Here is a 17,114-nt window from a genome sequence, read left to right on the forward strand (position 1 = left end):
ATGGCCGTCGACTTCGGCGGCATCAAGATGAAGAATCCCATCAATACGGCTGCCGGCACGTTCGGCCAGGGATGGCAGTTCGAGCCGTTCATCAACGTGAGCGACCTGGGCGCCATCACCACGAAGGGCTGCGCCGCCGAGCCGTGGCCGGGCAACCCCGCTCCGCGCATGTGCGAGATCCCCGGCGGCATGATGAACTCCGTGGGCCTGCAGAACCCCGGCGTCCGCGGTTTTGCCGAGGAGTCCGGCGAGTACCTGGCCGACCTCACCGCTAAGGGCACGCAGGTCATCTGCCAGGTCGCCGGCCACTCCACCGAGGAGTACGTCCGCGCGCTCGAGCTGTTCTGCGAGCTGTGCCCCTGGGCCGCCGGCTTCGAGATCAACGTGAGCTGCCCGAATATCGCCGCGGGTGGCGCCGCGTGCGGCTCGACGCCTGCGGGCGCCGCCGAGGTCATGCGCGCCTGCCGAAAGGTCACCGACAAGCCGCTGCTCGTCAAGATGGCCCCGGTCAATGTGGCCGAGATCGCCCGCGCCCTCGAGGCGGAGGGCGCCGACGGCCTTTCGGTGATCAACTCCATCTCGGGCATGGCCATCGACGTCCACACCAGGCGCTCGCGTCTGTCCAAGCCCACGGGCGGTATGTCGGGCCCGCTGTGCCACCACATCGCCGTGCGCATGGTCTGGGAGGTCGCCAACGCCGTCGACCTGCCCATCAACGGCGTGGGCGGCGTCATGACCGGCGAGGACGCGGCCGAGTTCATCCTTGCCGGCGCGACCTGCGTCTCGGTCGGCATGGCCAACTTCAACGACCCCACCTCCTCGGTTCGCATCCTGCACGAGCTCGAGGAGTGGGCCGAAAGCCAGGGCGTGTCCGACATCAACGAGCTCAGGGGGGCCGTCATATGCTAGAGACCGATGCGCGCGAGCGCGTGATCGTCGCCATCGACTGCGGGCGCGAGCGCGCCCTCGAGCTGGCCGACGCGCTTTCAGGCCATGCTTGCTGGCTCAAGGTCGGCATGACGCTCTTCTACGCCGAGGGCCCCGCCATCGTGCGCGAGATTCGCGAGCGCGGCTTCAAGGTGTTCTTGGACCTCAAGCTCCATGACATCCCGCATCAGGTGCGCGGCGCCGCCGAGGCAGCCGCGTCCACGGGCGCCGACCTGCTGACCGTCCATGGTCTCGGCGCGGGTCCCATGATGGCCGCCGCCGTCGAGGGCGCCGCTGCCGCCGCCGGCGATGGCGAGCGCGCCAAGGTGATCGCCGTCACGGTGCTCACGAGCATGGACCAGCAGGCGCTCGATTCCATCGGCGTCGACGCCCCGGTGGCCGACGAGGCCGACCGTCTGGCGCGGCTCGCGCGCGATAACGGTATCGACGGCGTCGTGTGCTCTCCGCAGGAAGCGACCCGCATGCGTGAACTTCTAGGTGAGGATGCGCTCATCGTCACGCCGGGCGTTCGTCCCGCCGGCGCAGCCCTCGGCGACCAGAGCCGCGTGGCCACGCCCGCTGCCGCTATCGCTGGCGGCGCGAGCCATATCGTGGTCGGCAGGCCTATTACCAGTGCAGATGACCCGGTAGCGGCCTTCGAGGCCATCGTCGCCGAGCTTGTCGAGCAGGCTTAGCGCACGGGGCGGCGCGGGCATCCCTCGCCGCCCCCGGTCGCGTACGTTCTATGGAGCGCGTGACCGTTTGTCGTATCTTCCTGCGGTTTTGCTTGAAACTTGCAGGAACATCGACTAAGGTAGTTCCGCGCGTGCACGAAAACCACTGGTCTACGTGCGCAGACGCGTAGAATCATATGTAAACCTACGTATTGGAGGTATCATGGCGCTTCCTCAGCTCACCGATGAGCAGCGCAAGGCCGCTCTCGAGAAGGCCGCTGCCGCCCGTCACGCCCGCGCCGAGCTTCGCGAGAAGATCAAGAAGGGTGAGGTCACCCTCGAGTCCGTCCTCAACTCCGACGATCCGATCGCTTCCCGCATGAAGGTTTCCACCCTCATCGAGTCGCTGCCGGGTTACGGCAAGGCCAAGGCTGCCAAGATCATGGACGAGCTGGGCATCTCTGCCACCCGTCGCGTCCAGGGCCTCGGCGTCCGTCAGCGCGAGCAGCTGCTCGAGCAGCTCTCCAAGTAAGTGTGCTGCGTAAGCCCTAAGCTCTTTGTGATTTCCGGTCCGTCAGGTGCGGGAAAGGGTACCTTGGTCGCGCGCGTGCGCGAGCAGTACCCCGATCTCGGCCTGACGGTTTCTGCTACCACGAGGGAGCCGCGCGAGGGCGAGGTAGATGGCCTGAACTACTATTTCCTGTCCGATGACGAGTTCGCCCGCCGCGTGGACGCCGGCGAGTTCGTCGAGTGGGCCGAGGTCCACGGGCACCGCTACGGCACGCTGGTGAGCGAGGTCTCCTCCAAGCTCGCCTCCGGCCAGTCGCTCGTGCTCGAGATCGACGTTCAGGGTGCCTTTCAGGTTAAGGAGCGCTTCCCCGAGGCGGTCCTGCTGTTCATCATGCCTCCCTCGCTCTCTGTCCTTAAGGAGCGCCTGATCGCCCGCGGGAGCGAGACCGAGGACTCCCTGTCCCTGCGTCTTGCCAACGCCGAGCGCGAGATGGCCCTGTCCGACCGCTACGACGACATCGTCGTGAACGACGACCTCGAGCGCTCCACGGCGGAGCTCCTGGATGTCATCAAGAAGCATGAAAGGAACTGAGGCCCCGTGTCCGTAATCAAGCCCCGTATCGACGACCTGCTCGATAAGACCGAGAACAACCGCTTCCTGCTGGCCTCGCTCGCTTCCAAGCGCGCCTGCGATATCAACAGCATGCTGCGCGGCCAGCACAGCCGCGTGCTCGCGGTGCAGGATGTCGACGACATCACGATCGCCCTCTCCGGTGCCGACACCATCACCATGGCGATGGACGAGATCCTCGACGGCGATATCTCCTTCGATCACGAGCGCTTCCACGATGCGCTCAGGCACAGCACGCCGGAGGCGTAAGGCCCCATGGCAAGCCGTGTCTGCCTGGTCCACTATCACGAGATCGGGCTCAAGGGAAAGAACCGCGCTCATTTCGAGCGCATCCTCATGGATAACCTCAAGGCGGCCTTGGCCGCCTTTTCCGTGGCTACGATCGTGCGCATCTCCGGCCACCTGCTGGTCACGTTCTCCGTGGCCGGCGAGGCCGAGCGCGCCTTCGAGCTGATCGCGCGCGTGCCCGGCGTGGCGCGCGTGTCGCTCGCGTTCCACACGAACCGCGAGCCGCACGAGTATTGCAACGCCGCCGTCAAGGCGCTTGCCGAGGCGGGGGAGTTCACCACGTTCAAGGTCGCGGCAAAGCGGTCCAATACCGACTACGAGCTCACCTCGATCGATTTGAACCGTCAGGTGGGCGAGGTGCTGTGCGAGGCGTATCCCGACAAGCTCGTGCGCATGCACGACCCCGACGCCACCGTCCATGTGCTGGTGGTGCAGGGCAGCGTCTATGTGTACGCGCGCAGCATCCGCGGCGTGGGCGGCCTGCCCCAGGGCAGTGCGGGCAAGGTCATGACCTTGCTCTCGAGCGGCATCGATTCGCCCGTTGCCACGTGGATGCTCGCCCGCCGCGGCGCCGTTCCGGTGCCCGTGCACTTCTCGGGCCGTCCGCAGACCTCCGATACGAGCGAGTTTTTGGTTCAGGACATCGTCTCGGCTCTGGCGCCCGCGGTGCAGATCGGCCGCGTGTACGTCGTCCCCTTCGGCGACTGCCAGCGCGAGATCTCGCTTGCGTGCCCGAGCGACCTGCGCGTGATCATGTACCGCCGCGTCATGTATGCCGTGACCGAGCGCCTGGCTGCCCTCGAGGGCGCCAAGGCTATCGTCACGGGCGAGTCGCTCGGCCAGGTGGCGTCTCAGACGCTCGAGAACATCATGGCGGTCAACGAGGTCGTCGACCTTCCGGTGTTCAGGCCGCTGATCGGCTCCGATAAGCAGGAGATCATCGCGCGCGCCAAGGAGATCGGCACCTACGAGATCTCGACGCAGGACGCGCCGGACTGCTGCACGCTGTTCATGCCGCGGCGTCCCGAGACCCATGCCAAGATGGACGCGGTCCATGCGGCATGGGACATGTTCGACCACGATGCCATGATCGAGCAGCTGGTCGAGGCCGCCGAGTACATCGACTACCCGGCGCCCTGCTACCATGCGCCCCGCGCGCTTTCGGAGCGCCACGACACGTTGGCGCCGCGCGGCTAAACGCGTTTTTCGAAGGCGTTTCTTCACATTTTTCCCCCTGGGTCTCTCCGACGTCGCTTCGGGATGAGCCAGGGGGCTTTTTCGTATGCGTTGGGCCTGCGATCTGGCTGGTTCTCACCCGAATCCGACAGCAGGGCAAGATGGCGTATAGATGCCCGTAAGGCCGCGGGGATTCGATTGCGCTTCGTCTGCCGCCGCATGCTCCCGCCGTGAAACCATGGCGGGAAGGAGGTGGCGGTATGGCACAGGTTGAGATGCGTGATGAGAGCGGCATGGCGCGTGCCGCGGGGCTGGTGAAGGACCGTCCGCTGTATCTGGCGGTGGCGGCCCTTGTGCTGGCCCTGCTCGCCGGGGTCTGCGCCCTTGGGGCCCTGCAGGCGGGCGGGGTGGTCATCGAGCGCCAGGACGAGGGCGCAGAGGGCACCGAGGAGCTGCGTGCCGATGACGACGCGGGGGCCGGTGACGAGGGCGCGGCTGCAGGAGACGATTCGGGCGACGGAGCCGCGTCGGAGACGGCAGAAGGCGATGGGGGAGAAGTCGAGGTCGCGGTGCCCACGACGATCGTCGTCGACGTTGCCGGTGCGGTCGTGAACCCCTCGGTGGTGACGCTTGCGCAAGGAGCACGCGTGAACGATGCGATCGCCGCGGCGGGCGGCTTGCTCCCCGAGGCGGATGCGTCGAAGATCAACCGGGCGGCGCCCCTGGCGGACGGCGCGCAGGTGTTCGTGCCCCTGCAGGGGGAGGAGGCGACATCGGGGGCCGATGCCGCGGCAGCGGGGGCTACGGGGACGACGGGGGCTACGGGCTTGGAGACCTCGGGCAGCGCGGCGCCATCGCCCGTCAACATCAACAGCGCCGGCCTCGATGAGCTCGACGCGCTGCCCGGGATCGGCCCCTCGACCGCGCAATCCATCATCGACGATCGCACGCAGAACGGACCCTTCGCCTCGGTCGAGGACATCATGCGCGTCTCGGGCATCGGCGAGAAGAAGTTCGAGAAGCTCTCGTCGCTCATCTGCGTGTGACCATGGGCGAGAGGGAGGAGCTGCCGAGCAGGCCGTACCTTCCGCCTTCGTTTGCTGGTGCCGTCGCCGCGCTTGCGGTCGCGGCGGTTCTGCTGGAACTTGGGTGGCAGGGAAGGTGCTTGAGGGCCGAGCCTTGGCTGAACGGTACGGCGCCCGCCGCATGCTGCGCGGCGGGCGCCGCTGCGGCGCTTGCGACGTATTGCTTGCGTCGCCGGCTGCCGCGTTTTGTGGCAAGCATGATGCGCTGGGCGGGAGCCGCGTCGGTCGCGGCGGCGTTGGCGTCTGCCTTCTACCTGGGCGGGCTCGAGGCCGACAGCGCCCGCATGGCATTGCCGGCGAGCGCCTACGAGTTCACGGCCGTCTCCGAGCCGAGCCGGGGCGTATACGGCATCTCGTGCACGGCGGAGGCGCGCGATGGCAAGACCGGCGCCCTTGCCGCCAAGGTGCGCCTTACGGCGGATGAGGCGTTTGCCATCGGCAGTCGCCTTTCGATCGTGGGGCGCATAGAGCCGCTCGATGCGAGCGAGTGGGCGCGTTCGCGCTTCATGCGCGGGGAGGTTGCGTCGGTCGACGCGATGCGCATCCTGAACGTCAGGGAGCCCGCGGGCATCGACATCCTGCGTGATCTGCGACGCGCGGCGCTGGGCGTTATCGCGCCCGAGAGCGGCCCGGCGCGTGCCCTCGTGGCGGGCACCGTCTGCGGCAGCACGACCGAGCTTTCCGACTCCGACGCGTCGCGCGTGTTCAGCGCGACCGGCCTGTCGCATCTCGTGGCGGTGTCGGGAAGCCATCTCGCGCTCATCGCGTCGTTCGTCCAGCGGGCTCTTGCGCGCACCCGGTGCTCGCGCGGCACGCGCTTCGCGATCATCGGGACCATGGCCGTGTGCTACGTGGTGTTCACCGGCGCTGCGCCCTCGGCGGTGCGTTCTGCCGCCATGGTATGCCTGACCATGACGGCCCAGGGCGGACGGCGCCGTGGGCATGGGTTGTCCTCGCTTTCGATCACGGTCATCGCGTTCATCGTCGTGCGCCCGGGCGTTGTCTACGACCTCGGTTTTCAGCTGTCGGCGGCAAGCGTCCTGTTCATCCAGGTGTTCGGCCGCTATCTTTCGTGTTTGCTCGCGCGCCTGGGGCTTCCCGCCATGGTGGCCGAGGCCCTGTCGCTCACCCTGGCTGCGCAGTGGGCGACCCTGCCGTTGACGCTGCCGGTGTTCGGCCAGCTTTCGCTCATCGCGCCGCTTGCGAACCTCGTCGTCGGGCCGTTGATGAGCGCTCTGCTCATCGCGGGGCTTATCGCCGTGCCCGTATGCCTTGTGGCGCCCTGGGCCGCGAGCGTCATGGAGGTTCCCTCCGCGTTGGCAACCCTTTCGATCTTTGCCGCCGAGGCGCTCTCGTCCGTCCCGCTCGCGTCGATTCCCGTTGCCATCGAGGACGCACACCTGCTTTTGCTCTACGCGCTTGCGGCGGCAGTATATGTCCGCTGGCCAGATCCGACGAGGTGCCAGATCGCATGGGGCGCTGGAGGAACGTGCGCGCTTGCCGGATCGTGGTTCGGCTACTGGCTGCTGTTCGCGCCCGCGTCCATCACGGTGCTCGACGTCGGCCAGGCCGATGCGATCCTCGTGCGCGAAGGCCCCGCCTGCCTGCTCATGGATGCGGGGGTGGACGATGCCGCGGTGAGCGCCCTTGCGCGCAACCACGTGTACCAGATCGACACGGTGGTCATCTCGCACTGGGATCGCGATCACTGGGGCGGACTTCCAGCTATTCTGGAGACGGTGCAGGTCGACCGTATCGTTGTTGCCAACGGCGCCGCGGAGGGGATTCCGGAAGAGGCGGTTGGCGCTCTCGGGAACCGCGCTGCCGACATCGAGGAGATCGGCGTCGGCGACCGGCTCGTCGTGGGCGGGTTCGCCTGCACGGCCGTATGGCCGCGCAAGGAGGTCGTCGGTACCGAGAACGCCGAGTCGCTGGCGCTGGATGTCGACTACAAGGGCCGGGCGGGCCGGCTCGATGCGCTGCTGACCGGCGACACCGAGGTGGACCAGGAGCGGCTGTACGCAGCCGAGGTGGGTCGTGTGGACGTGCTCAAACTCGGTCATCACGGTTCGGCGGAATCGGTGGACGATGCGGTGCTCGATCGGCTCGATCCCGCGCTTGCCATCGCGAGCGCGGGGCGGGGCAACTCCTACGGCCATCCCGCAGAGGAATGCGTCGAGGCCGTCGAGCGCAGCGGGGCGCGCATGCTCTGCACGATCGATGCGGGCGATGTCACGGTCGAGTCGTGCCCAGATGGAATCCGCGTGCGCACCCAGCGCCCCGTGCGGGTAGAATAGGGCAACGCCGAGAAGGAAGGATCTGAACCCATGGCCGCATCTGCGCTGCTGCCCGCGTATCTCATCGTGGGCGCCGACGAGTACAAGCGCTCGCGCGCGATCGAGCGCATGAAGGCGCGCCTCGAGAAGAGCGGCATGGCCGAGTTCAACCTCGACGAGCGGGATATGACGCGCGATCCCGCCATCGACGACATCATCGCCTCGCTGAACACCTTCCCGATGGGCTCGGACTTCCGCTTGGTGATTCTGGACGGCTGCGATCGCTTGCCCAAGGCCGTGAGCGAGCCGCTCGTGGAGTACTTCGCCGACCCGTCGCCCACCACCGTGTGCCTGGTGGTGGCGAACACGCTTGCCAAGAACACGCGGCTGTACAAGGCGATCGCCAAGATCGACAAGAAGGCCGTGGTCGACTGCACGCCCAAGAAGGCGTGGGAGATGCCCAAGCAGGTCGTGTCGATGGCGCGCGCGCACGGCAAGACCATCGGGCTGCCGGCGGCCGAGGCGCTGGTGAGCCGCGCCGGCGAGCAGTCGCGCATGCTCGACAACGAGCTCAAGCGCCTCTCGCAGATGGTGGAGGGCCCCGAGATCACGCTTGCCGACGTCGAGCGCCTGGTGATGCGCACCGCCGAGGTCAAGCCCTGGGACTTCCTGAACGCGGTGTCTGCCCGCGACCTGCCGCGCGCCCTCGAGCTGCTGGCGCTCCAGCCGGACCGCAGCGAGGTGCGCCTGTTTTCGCTGTTGGTAACGCGGCTGCGCGAACTCATTACCGCCAAGGCGCTCGATGCGCGCGGAACGGGCCGCGAGCTCGCCTCTGTGCTCGGCGTCCAGAGCTGGCAGGTGAAAAACCACCTCACGTGGGCGCGGCGCTTCAAGATGAGTGAGCTTATCGATGCGCTGTCGGACGCCGTCGAGGTCGAATCCGCCCTGAAGGGCTCTGCCGACTCGGCGCTCGCCCTGCAGCTGTGGGTCACCAAGATCTGCACGAGGGGATAGGGGAGATAGGCGCTGGGGTGGCTGCGCATCGCATGCGGCCTGCCATGCCGCACTCCTTCCGGCGGGCGCTCGGCCCAGGGCTGCCGCCTCGCGCTTTCGTCTTTGGGTTCGCCGCAGGGGTGACGTTGCCGACGAGCGCCCCGTCTCGCCATGAAAACTGGCTTTTCGGCGATTTTGGCGGGCGGCGCACGTCGATGCCAGCCGGAGAAGCCGAGCCTGCCCGGTCGGGGGAATATCATCGTGGCGAAGCACCCGATGTTTCTGAAGTCCTCGAGGCGCGTCTGGGTGACTGGATAGCCGTGTTCATGCCCTTTGAGGATCCCGCTCGACGGCCTCGTGGAGAACTGGTTGAGTACGTCTTCCGCTCCCCGCGAATCGTCCGCGCCGCCTCCTTCATCGGCAGTGCGTTTGAGCGTATCATCCGGGAGGACGTCCGATTGAGCTCGGCGGCGACCTTCTGCCTGCCCGCACGCGAGTGGACGACCCTCAACGCCCCGACCATCGCGGACGCCCCGGGGTGGTGGGCAGGCCTCGCGCACGTAGTGCTCCACGGAGGTCTCAACATTGTCTCCGTACGGTCTCCGCCGCCTTCGGGCGCAGGTCGCACGCCAGCCGGATGGTGTCGGCATCCACGGCGGTGGGCGGGAACGCGTCTCGCGGAGGGTTCTGTCGTACGGCTCGCGCAGCGCTACCTCGAAGTGCGAGATGTCCGACGAGACCACGACCTGCGTCGCCCTGCTGCACGACGTGGTGGAGGACACGCCCGTAACGCTCGAGGATCTGGAGCGCGAGTTTCCGCCGGAGGTGACCGATGCCCTGCGCCTGCTCACGCGCGATCCCGCCGTGCCTTACCGCGACTATGTGGGCGCCCTCGCCACCAACCCGGTCGCCCGCACGATCAGGCGCGCCGACCTCGCGCACAACCTGGACGAGACGCGGTTCGAGGGCTACGGGCGGCCCGACGAGGCGGCGCTCTCCGAAAGGCGCGAGCGCTACCGCGCCGCCCTCAGGGTCCTGGACGAGGTCGGGCGGCTTGGCCTCATGCTGGAGCACCGCCCGACGGCGGCGGAGCGCGCTCTCTGAGAAGTCGACCCCATGGGCTGTGTGGGGGCGCGGCAGGTCGACGACCTATCGGGCAGGAAACTCGGTAGAAAGCCTCGGCGGTAATTGCTGAGCCCGTCTATGCTAGAGATGTCTGCCTTCCTCGTGTTGTGTGGGTTGTCTCGGAGAGACGCTGACCGATAGGGAGGGGGTTGAGTTCGCTTTTGAGTTCAACTCAGTCGCTCAAGAACCGACCGATTCCGGTGAATGGCGAGACGGCGGTACGCCACGTAGACGAGTGGCAATGGGAGTGTGCGATCTGATTGCTGAGTGGTGATAAGGCGCGCTTGTTTGCATGGGAGGTCTTGTCTGCATCGTGCCATCGTTGCTGCCGGGATTGCCACGATGTGATGCGTATTGGTCCAAAGTTAATCGTTGAGCCGCCTTAGAGCGCATCGGCGCCATCGGGGCGGCCTGGGACGACCCACCTTCCGCCGCGGGCGCTGCCTTCGCGAACGAGCAGCCCGTCTTCGCGCAGCTTGGCCACGATGCGCTCGGCGGAGCGCTTGGAGCAGCCGAGCTCGTCCGCCAGCTCGGGTACCGTTCCCTTTGGGTGCGCCGCGAAGTAGGAGAGCGCCCGTTGCCCTCGCTCACGTCGCTTTTCTTCGGGGGTCGCGAAGGGTCGCAGCGCGTCGCGGATGACCCTGAGCATGAACGTGACGAACGCCTCCGACGAGCCGTCGCGGTTTGATTGCGCGAGCGCGGCGTAGTAGTCCTGCTGGCGCTCTCGGATGACGCTCTCGACGGGGAGCCAAGCGAGGGCCGGACGCCAGCGGGCGAGGAGCATCGTGTGCCAGAGCCTTCCCGTCCTACCGTTCCCGTCGGCGAACGGGTGGATGAACTCGAATTCGTAGTGGAAGATGCAGGAGGAGAGAAGCGGATGGAGGTCTGTCGAGGCGAGCCAGGCGAACAGGTCGGCGATGACGCTGGGGACGTAGCCGGCTGGCGTTCCCGCATGGATGAGCTCGGTCCCATCGAAGACGCCGGCGTTTTTGGCGCGGAAGCAGCCGGCGCCCTCGACGAGCCCCTCCATCATTTCGCGATGCGCGCGCAAGAAGTCCTCCACGCTGTACGGATCGAGCGACGGAGCGAGGGCGTAGGCGCGCTGGGCGTTCTTTACTTCGAGGATGTCCTTGGCTGGCCCCAGCGCGCGCTTGCCGTCCATGATGGCGGTCACCGCCTCTTCAGAGAGGGTGTTGCCCTCGATCATGAGCGATGAGCGGATGGTGCGTATCCGGAGCTCGCGGTGGAGCGTCGGGCTCGTGCTGAGTTCCGAGGTGGGGTGGATCATGCCGACGAGCTCGGCGATCTCCATGCAGAGGTTGCTGATTTCGGTTGTCTGCTCAAAAGGTGGTTCGTATGCCATGCCGCCTCCTTTTACCGCCATCATTTTACCGCCATTGGCGGTAAAAGCTTGCCTGCGACATCGATCCTCGGACCACGATCTCCTCGGCGTTGTGCCCTGCTGGGCGGACTGCTACGCCTGCCCGCTCTGCAGCTCCGACGGCTGCCGCGTCGCGCGTTGCTCTTCGAGCCCCGCCTCGGCCTGCAAGCCACCCACCTGCCTGTCCTTGCAGTAGGGCGGGCAAAGAACCACCCCGCACCCATCAGATGGGCACAGGCTACGGTCGCGTCACAAAGCCGCCATGCGCCGAAGTGTTCGCGTACGCGAAGCCAGTTCAAGTATGATGGGGAAAAGACCGAGGGAGCGGAGGCGCCATGGGCTGGATGACGGCGGCGGAGGCCGCGAGGAAGTGGGGCGTCACGCCCCGGCGCGTGCAGGTCCTCTGTGCGGAGGGCCGCGTCGCGGGCGCCGAGCGCTTCGGTCGCGCGTGGCGCATTCCCGAGGATGCGCCCAAGCCGGACGACCCGCGCCGCTCAAGCACATCGCACGCGGTTGCCGCCCCGGCTCCCGCGGGGGAAACCGATGTCAAAACCGATGATGCGGCAGACGCCGGAGCCGGTGTGCCCCCCTTCCCCCTCGACGGCCTCATGCCGCTCATGGCAACGCCGTTCGTCCCCGGGAGCGCGGCGGAAGCCGCCGCGTCCTTCCCCGAGGGCGCAGCCCGCGACATCGCCCGGGCCGAGCTTGCCTACTTCAGCGGTCGTGCCGAGGACGCCGCGGCGGCCGCGGAGCCCTACTTTTGCCACGAGGACCTGGGCGCGCGCCTGTCGGCCTGTCTGATCTGCGCCTATGCCAACCTGCCACTCGGCCGCATCGACCGGGCTCAGCGGGCGCTTGCGGCGGCGCGCGGCGCCCTTGCCGAAACGTCCGCCGCCGACCCGCGCGCCAGCGCCGCCGAGGCGTTCATCGCGCAGACGGCGAGCGTGCTGCTGCACCTGCCCGTCCCCGCGTCGGTATCCGACACCGACGCCCTGCTCCCGCTCCTGTCCCCGGGCCTGCGCGCATTCGCGCTCTACGTGCGCGCGCACGCCGTATACCTCTCGGGCGACTACGCCCGCAGCCTCGGCATCGCGGAGGCCGCGTTGCTCGCTCAGGGCGCGGTGCACCCCATCCCGTCGATCTACCTGCACCTTGTCGCCGTGATGGACCTCGTGTCCCTGCGGCGCGTCGACGAGGCCCGCGCGCATCTTCTCGCCGCGTGGGAGCTCGCGCGCCCCGACGGCCTCATCGAGGGCTTCGGCGAGCACCACGGGCTTCTGGGCGGCATGCTCGAGGCGGCGATAAAGCCCGCGTGGCCCGACGACTTCCGCCGCATCATCGACATCACCTACCGCTTCTCCGCAGGGTGGCGGCGCATCCACAACCCGGCGACCGGCGACGACGTCGCCGACAACCTCACCACCACGGAGTTCGCGGCGTGCATGCTCGCGGCCCGCGACTGGACCAACGCCCAGATCGCGGAGCACCTGGGCGTCTCCGTGAACACGGTGAAGAGCTGCCTCTCCGCGTCCATGCGAAAGCTCGGCGTCTCGAGCAGGAGGGACCTCGCTCGCTTCATGCTCGCATGAGCCCACCACCCGTGTCCGCCCCTTGGGCGGGTGATGTGCGCCCGGCCGCGCGCTGGGATAATGAAGCCGAGAGTATCCCGGTGCCGCTCCCGGCGGGCACGGCGATCGCCGTGGCGCGAGAGGCGGCACGCGGGCCTGCCGCCGCCGGCGACGCGGCCCGATGCGCCGAGAGGGGAACATGCGACATGACACCGAACATCAGACGAAACGAACGGTCGGAAACGGGCGGCGCGCGGAGGCGGAGCCGGCTGGCCGCCGCAGCCCTGTCGTTGAGCCTGCTGCTCGCGGCGCTCGTGGTCTCCGCCCTCGCGCTGCCCGCCACGGCGCTGGCGGCGGGAGAAGATGCGCCTAATACGCTTTATGTTGGAAATCGGCAGGTTATAAGTGGCAGTAGTACCACCTACTGGACTACAGATAACAGTGGGGGGCTAACACGGGTCGAAAATGCCACCGACAATTCTGCTAATTGGAGTGTCAGATACAATCCTACCAACGCCACCCTGACGCTAAAAGGTGCGAGTATTACAGGAAATTATCATCAATACTATAATCCACACACTGCCGGGATCTATGCTCTGTGCAGCCAAGATCAACCAGTTGCCCTGACCATCGAACTGATTGGCACGAATACCATCACAGGCACCTATGGGATTTTTTTAAATGCAGAGATAGACGCGTCCAGCTATGGTACAAACGCCACCCTGACTATTTCGGGTGAAAACAATGGCAGCCTGGGAGTATCTGGTTCTGGTTACGGAATATATGTCAAAAGCGGAACAGGCAACGTCTCCCTGAACATCAACGACGCGTCTGTTTGATAACAACATCTATGACCAGCGCCTGTCCGTCCAGGGGGACGAGGTACCCCAGGAGCAGGTGGCCCAGGGCTGTACGGCCCGGCCTGCCTCGGAACTGGTGGCGGCACTGTCAGAACTGGACAGCCGCTATACCACTCGCCCCGACGGGGCGCTGACCATTCGGAATTTGGAGATTGGAGGCGGAATATGATGCGAACCACGGAAGAACGGGTTGCCGCAGTCAAGCGGCGCATTGGAGAGATCAACCGGCGGAATCGGCGGTGGGCCATTTTCGCTGCCATCGGCGCGGTCCTTGCAGCGGCCGCGGCCATCGCCGCCTTAATCCCTGTGAGAGCCAAGGAGGAAGTGTGAGATGAAAAAACGATTTTTGAGCCTGTTTTGCGTCCTGGCCTTCTGCCTGGGCCTGCTGCCCGTCACGGCGCTGGCGGCGGACGAAATTGACCTGTATGTAGGCGGTCAGCAAATCAAAGAAAGCGGCTGCTATGCAAACCAAAATGGAACTTGGACAAAGGTTGAGGGCACAGGTCCTTCCAGCGGTCAGTTTTACTATGACGCCGACAGCGTCACCCTTACGCTGAATCAGGCGGAGATTTCTTACGATGGAACTGTGAATGTTGCAGAAGGTTACACCTACGAAGGTAGCGTGATTGCCTTTAGTCAAACTGCCGATGTTTCTCTCAAAATAGAATTACAAGGAGATAGTACCATAACGGGAACCGGCGGGATTCGTGTAGAGTCCACGACTGGAAATGCCTCCTTGTCTATTAAGGGTCCTGGCAGCTTAGATGTCGAACCGAAAGGGAGTAATTCAGGAATTACGCTATGTAGTTCAAAGAATACGAACCTGGATATCGACGGTGCGGATGTTACAGCTTCATCTCCTGCCCAGTATGGAGTTTATCTAATTTCTAGTACCGACGCATCATCCACTTCTACTATTACGGTAAATAATGGCAGCCTGACCACCGGTGGCAATGGTAATGTCGGAATTTACTATTATTGGTCTGGCACGAGCAATGCTGGCACTTCCAGCCTGACCGTCAGCGGCAACGCAGTGGTAGATACAAGAAACAGTAAAATACTGACTAACAATGAGGAAACGGGTGTTCAGGTTGGTGCAGGCGGCGATGGCAACGGAGGTATCGTCTTTAACGGCAAGAACGGCACTGTCTACGGCGATGTGACCTTGCAGGAGGACTTGGAGATCGGTAATGACGAAACCCTGACCGTCCCGGATGGTTCCAAGCTCGACTGCAATGAGAAATTGACCAACAACGGCACCATCAATGTGGAGGACGGCGGCACCGTGTCGGGCAACCTGAGCGACGGCACGGAGGTCACGACCCCCAGCATCACCGCCCAGCCCACAGACCAGACGGTGACCAAGGGCCAAAGCGCCACCTTTACTGTGGAGGCCAGCGCAGGGAGTGAAACCCCGACCTACCAGTGGCAGCAGAAAACTGCGGCCAGCGGAAGTGACTGGACAGATATTTCCCAAGAAACCAGCGCCAGCTATACCATAAGCAGCACCACTACCAGTATGAGCGGCAACCAATACCGCTGCGTGGTGAAGAGCGCCGGCGGCGTCAGCGTCATCAGCCAAGCCGCCACCCTGACGGTTGAGACATATACACCACCGACCACCTACACTATCAGGGCCGATGTAACCCCCGCAGGTTCGGGCAGCGTGTCCGGCGGCGGCAATTACACAGAGGGTACATCTGTCACCCTCACCGCTACCAACAATCCAGGCTACCGCTTCGTGGGCTGGGTGGGTCAGAGCGGTCAGTCGGTGAGTAGCGACAATCCCTTTACCTTCGTCGCTACCAGCGACAGCACCCTCACCGCAAAGTTTGAACAGGTCTATACGGTCACTGTCAATGTGTCGGGTAACGGCACAGCCATCGCCGACAAAAACACGGCGGCAGCGGGCGAAACCGTCACCCTCACCGCCACCCCCGACAGCGGGTACCACTTTGATGGATGGAGCGTTGTTCCCAATACCGTCACCATTCAGAATAACCAATTCACCATGCCTGCGGGAAATGTGGAGATCCAGGCGATTTTTGACCGCAATTCCAGCGGCGGCTCCACCACCCCCAGCAAGACCCCCAGCCAGCAGGCCGTGGACAAGATCGAGAGCGCCAAGGAAGGCAGCACCGTGGAGATCACCCTCCGCACCGGCCAGACCAAGCTGGACAAAGAAGTGTTCGAGGAGCTGGCAGGCCGGGATGTGACCCTGGAGATCAGCCTGAGCAATGGCGTCACCTGGACCGTCAACGGCCAGGACATCCCGGAGAACGCCGACCTGACCGACCTTGACATGGGTGTGAGCCTGAATACCAGCACCATCCCTGTAAACCTCATCAATTCTGTCACAGGCGAGGCAGGCACGGTGCAGCTCACTCTCAAGCACGATGGCCCGTTTGGCTTCAAGGCGACGCTTGTCGCGCCCATGGGTGAGGACGTCGCGGGTATGTATGCCAACCTGTACCGCTACGACGACGATGCGGAAGCGCTGGACTTCGAGGTGTCCGGTGTTGTGGATGAGGACGGCACCGTTCGCCTTGCGATCGACCATGCCTCCTCGTGGCTCATCGCGCTCGATGCGCGCAGCCATGCGCTGCCGTTTGCCGATGCCGACGAGGACCTGTGGTACTCCGAGGCCGTGCGCTGGACGTGGCTGCACGGCATCATGACCGGCTACGCCGACGGCTCGGGGCGCTTCGGTACGGACGACTCGCTCACCCGCGCGCAGATGGCCGCGGTGCTGTACAACGTGGCGGGCAAGCCTGATGTGGATGTGTCTGGGCTGCCGGGGGACTGCGACGGTGGCGCCTGGTACGCCTCTTGTGTTTCTTGGGCGCTTGGTGTCGGCGTGTTCAACGGGTACGGCGACGGGAGCTCCTTCGGGCCGGATGACCCGCTCACCCGCGAGCAGGCGGCCTGCGTCCTCATGAACGCCGCGTCGGTGCTGGGAGCCGATGTGTCTGCCCGCACGGACCTCTCCGCGTTCCCCGATGCCGATGAGGTTTCCCCTTGGGCGTCTGACGCCTTGTCCTGGGCTGTCGCCGAGGGCGTACTCTCCGGTGTCGAGACCGCGGACGGCGCGCGCGAGCTGCAGCCGACCCGCGCTTGCACGCGTGCCGAGATGGCCGCCCTCATGATGAGCCTCTCCGCCCGCTCTGCGGAGTAGGTCTCGAGCTGCAACGTGTAACACGGCGCCGGCGGGAACTTCCCCCGCCGGCGCCGCTCTGTCCCCATTGGGGACGGGGGTCCCAGGGGACAAAATGTCCTCTCCCGGGACAGGCCTTGTGGCCTCTGTTGGGACGGGGTGGCAGGCGCCACTTTGGCGTCTCGGGGGACAGGTTCGCTGCGGTGGGGTTGCGTTGCTGTGCGTCCCTAAAACGATTGGGACTGTTCCCGCAGACGTCAGGTTGCCCATATCCGGAGCGGGCCCGCAAAATGGGAAAAAAGTGCCTGTCCCTATTTTCCCAGGGAAAATAGGGACAGGCACTTTTTTCCCAAGACGATATGAGCTGAACATTGGGCCCTCCCCCTGTCGCGGCTCCGTGGGTCGGGCGACAATGGTCGTACCACCAACCGTGGCCGCGCGCCACATGCGACGGAGGAGGGCACCA

Annotated in this window: 14 protein-coding genes; 13 read left to right on the forward strand and 1 reads right to left on the reverse strand. The window is 65.5% G+C overall.

Going from position 1 to position 17,114, the window contains the following annotated elements:
• The 10 genes from H6A16_RS06505 to H6A16_RS06550 all read left to right on the forward strand — a co-directional run bounded on the left by H6A16_RS06505 (nt 1) and on the right by H6A16_RS06550 (nt 9,664).
• Nucleotides 1–909 carry a dihydroorotate dehydrogenase gene (locus H6A16_RS06505; RefSeq protein ID WP_204617359.1) on the forward strand — a complete coding sequence of 303 codons (909 nt, stop codon included), beginning with the start codon at nt 1–3 and terminating at the stop codon, nt 907–909.
• Nucleotides 903–1,622, forward strand: a complete 720-nt coding sequence (gene pyrF, locus H6A16_RS06510) for an orotidine-5'-phosphate decarboxylase (RefSeq protein ID WP_204617323.1) — start codon at nt 903–905, stop codon at nt 1,620–1,622. The genes H6A16_RS06505 and pyrF overlap by 7 nt, the downstream gene beginning before the upstream one ends.
• 202 nt (nt 1,623–1,824) lie before the next feature.
• A complete protein-coding gene (gene mihF / locus H6A16_RS06515) occupies nt 1,825–2,133 on the forward strand; it encodes an integration host factor, actinobacterial type (RefSeq protein ID WP_204560051.1) in 309 nt (102 codons plus the stop codon).
• Nucleotides 2,134–2,703, forward strand: a complete 570-nt coding sequence (gene gmk, locus H6A16_RS06520; protein WP_204617325.1) for a guanylate kinase — start codon at nt 2,134–2,136, stop codon at nt 2,701–2,703.
• Between the two features lie 6 nt (nt 2,704–2,709).
• The gene (locus tag H6A16_RS06525; RefSeq protein WP_204617327.1) at nt 2,710–2,991 is read left to right on the forward strand and encodes a DNA-directed RNA polymerase subunit omega; all 282 of its coding nucleotides are present in this window, start codon (nt 2,710–2,712) and stop codon (nt 2,989–2,991) included.
• A 6-nt stretch (nt 2,992–2,997) separates the two neighbouring features.
• On the forward strand, nt 2,998–4,227 hold the full coding sequence (gene thiI / locus H6A16_RS06530; RefSeq protein ID WP_204617330.1) for a tRNA uracil 4-sulfurtransferase ThiI: 1,230 nt from the start codon (nt 2,998–3,000) through the stop codon (nt 4,225–4,227).
• 239 nt (nt 4,228–4,466) lie between these two features.
• Nucleotides 4,467–5,252, forward strand: coding sequence for a helix-hairpin-helix domain-containing protein (locus tag H6A16_RS06535; protein ID WP_204617332.1), 786 nt, complete (start codon nt 4,467–4,469; stop codon nt 5,250–5,252).
• Between the two features lie 119 nt (nt 5,253–5,371).
• Nucleotides 5,372–7,588, forward strand: a complete 2,217-nt coding sequence (locus tag H6A16_RS06540) for a DNA internalization-related competence protein ComEC/Rec2 (protein ID WP_204617334.1) — start codon at nt 5,372–5,374, stop codon at nt 7,586–7,588.
• Between the two features lie 30 nt (nt 7,589–7,618).
• On the forward strand, nt 7,619–8,581 hold the full coding sequence (gene holA / locus H6A16_RS06545) for a DNA polymerase III subunit delta (RefSeq protein WP_204617337.1): 963 nt from the start codon (nt 7,619–7,621) through the stop codon (nt 8,579–8,581).
• 705 nt (nt 8,582–9,286) lie between these two features.
• Nucleotides 9,287–9,664: a hypothetical protein gene (locus H6A16_RS06550; protein WP_204617339.1), complete on the forward strand. Its 378-nt coding sequence runs from the start codon at nt 9,287–9,289 to the stop codon at nt 9,662–9,664.
• 403 nt (nt 9,665–10,067) lie between these two features.
• On the opposite strand, the gene H6A16_RS06555 is transcribed toward H6A16_RS06550, so the two are convergent.
• On the reverse strand, nt 10,068–11,048 hold the full coding sequence (locus H6A16_RS06555) for a Fic family protein (RefSeq protein WP_204617341.1): 981 nt from the start codon (nt 11,046–11,048) through the stop codon (nt 10,068–10,070).
• A gap of 353 nt (nt 11,049–11,401) precedes the next feature.
• Here H6A16_RS06555 and H6A16_RS06560 point away from each other — a divergent pair, with 353 nt between their 5' ends.
• The 3 genes from H6A16_RS06560 to H6A16_RS06570 all read left to right on the forward strand — a co-directional run bounded on the left by H6A16_RS06560 (nt 11,402) and on the right by H6A16_RS06570 (nt 16,669).
• The gene (locus H6A16_RS06560; protein WP_204617343.1) at nt 11,402–12,655 is read left to right on the forward strand and encodes a helix-turn-helix domain-containing protein; all 1,254 of its coding nucleotides are present in this window, start codon (nt 11,402–11,404) and stop codon (nt 12,653–12,655) included.
• A 185-nt stretch (nt 12,656–12,840) separates the two neighbouring features.
• Nucleotides 12,841–13,473, forward strand: a complete 633-nt coding sequence (locus H6A16_RS06565; RefSeq protein ID WP_204617345.1) for a hypothetical protein — start codon at nt 12,841–12,843, stop codon at nt 13,471–13,473.
• A gap of 352 nt (nt 13,474–13,825) precedes the next feature.
• Nucleotides 13,826–16,669, forward strand: a complete 2,844-nt coding sequence (locus H6A16_RS06570; RefSeq protein WP_204617347.1) for an InlB B-repeat-containing protein — start codon at nt 13,826–13,828, stop codon at nt 16,667–16,669.
• The last annotated feature ends 445 nt before the right edge of the window (nt 16,670–17,114 follow it).

Origin of the sequence: Collinsella tanakaei, assembly GCF_016900375.1 — a bacterium.
Lineage (GTDB): Bacteria > Actinomycetota > Coriobacteriia > Coriobacteriales > Coriobacteriaceae > Collinsella.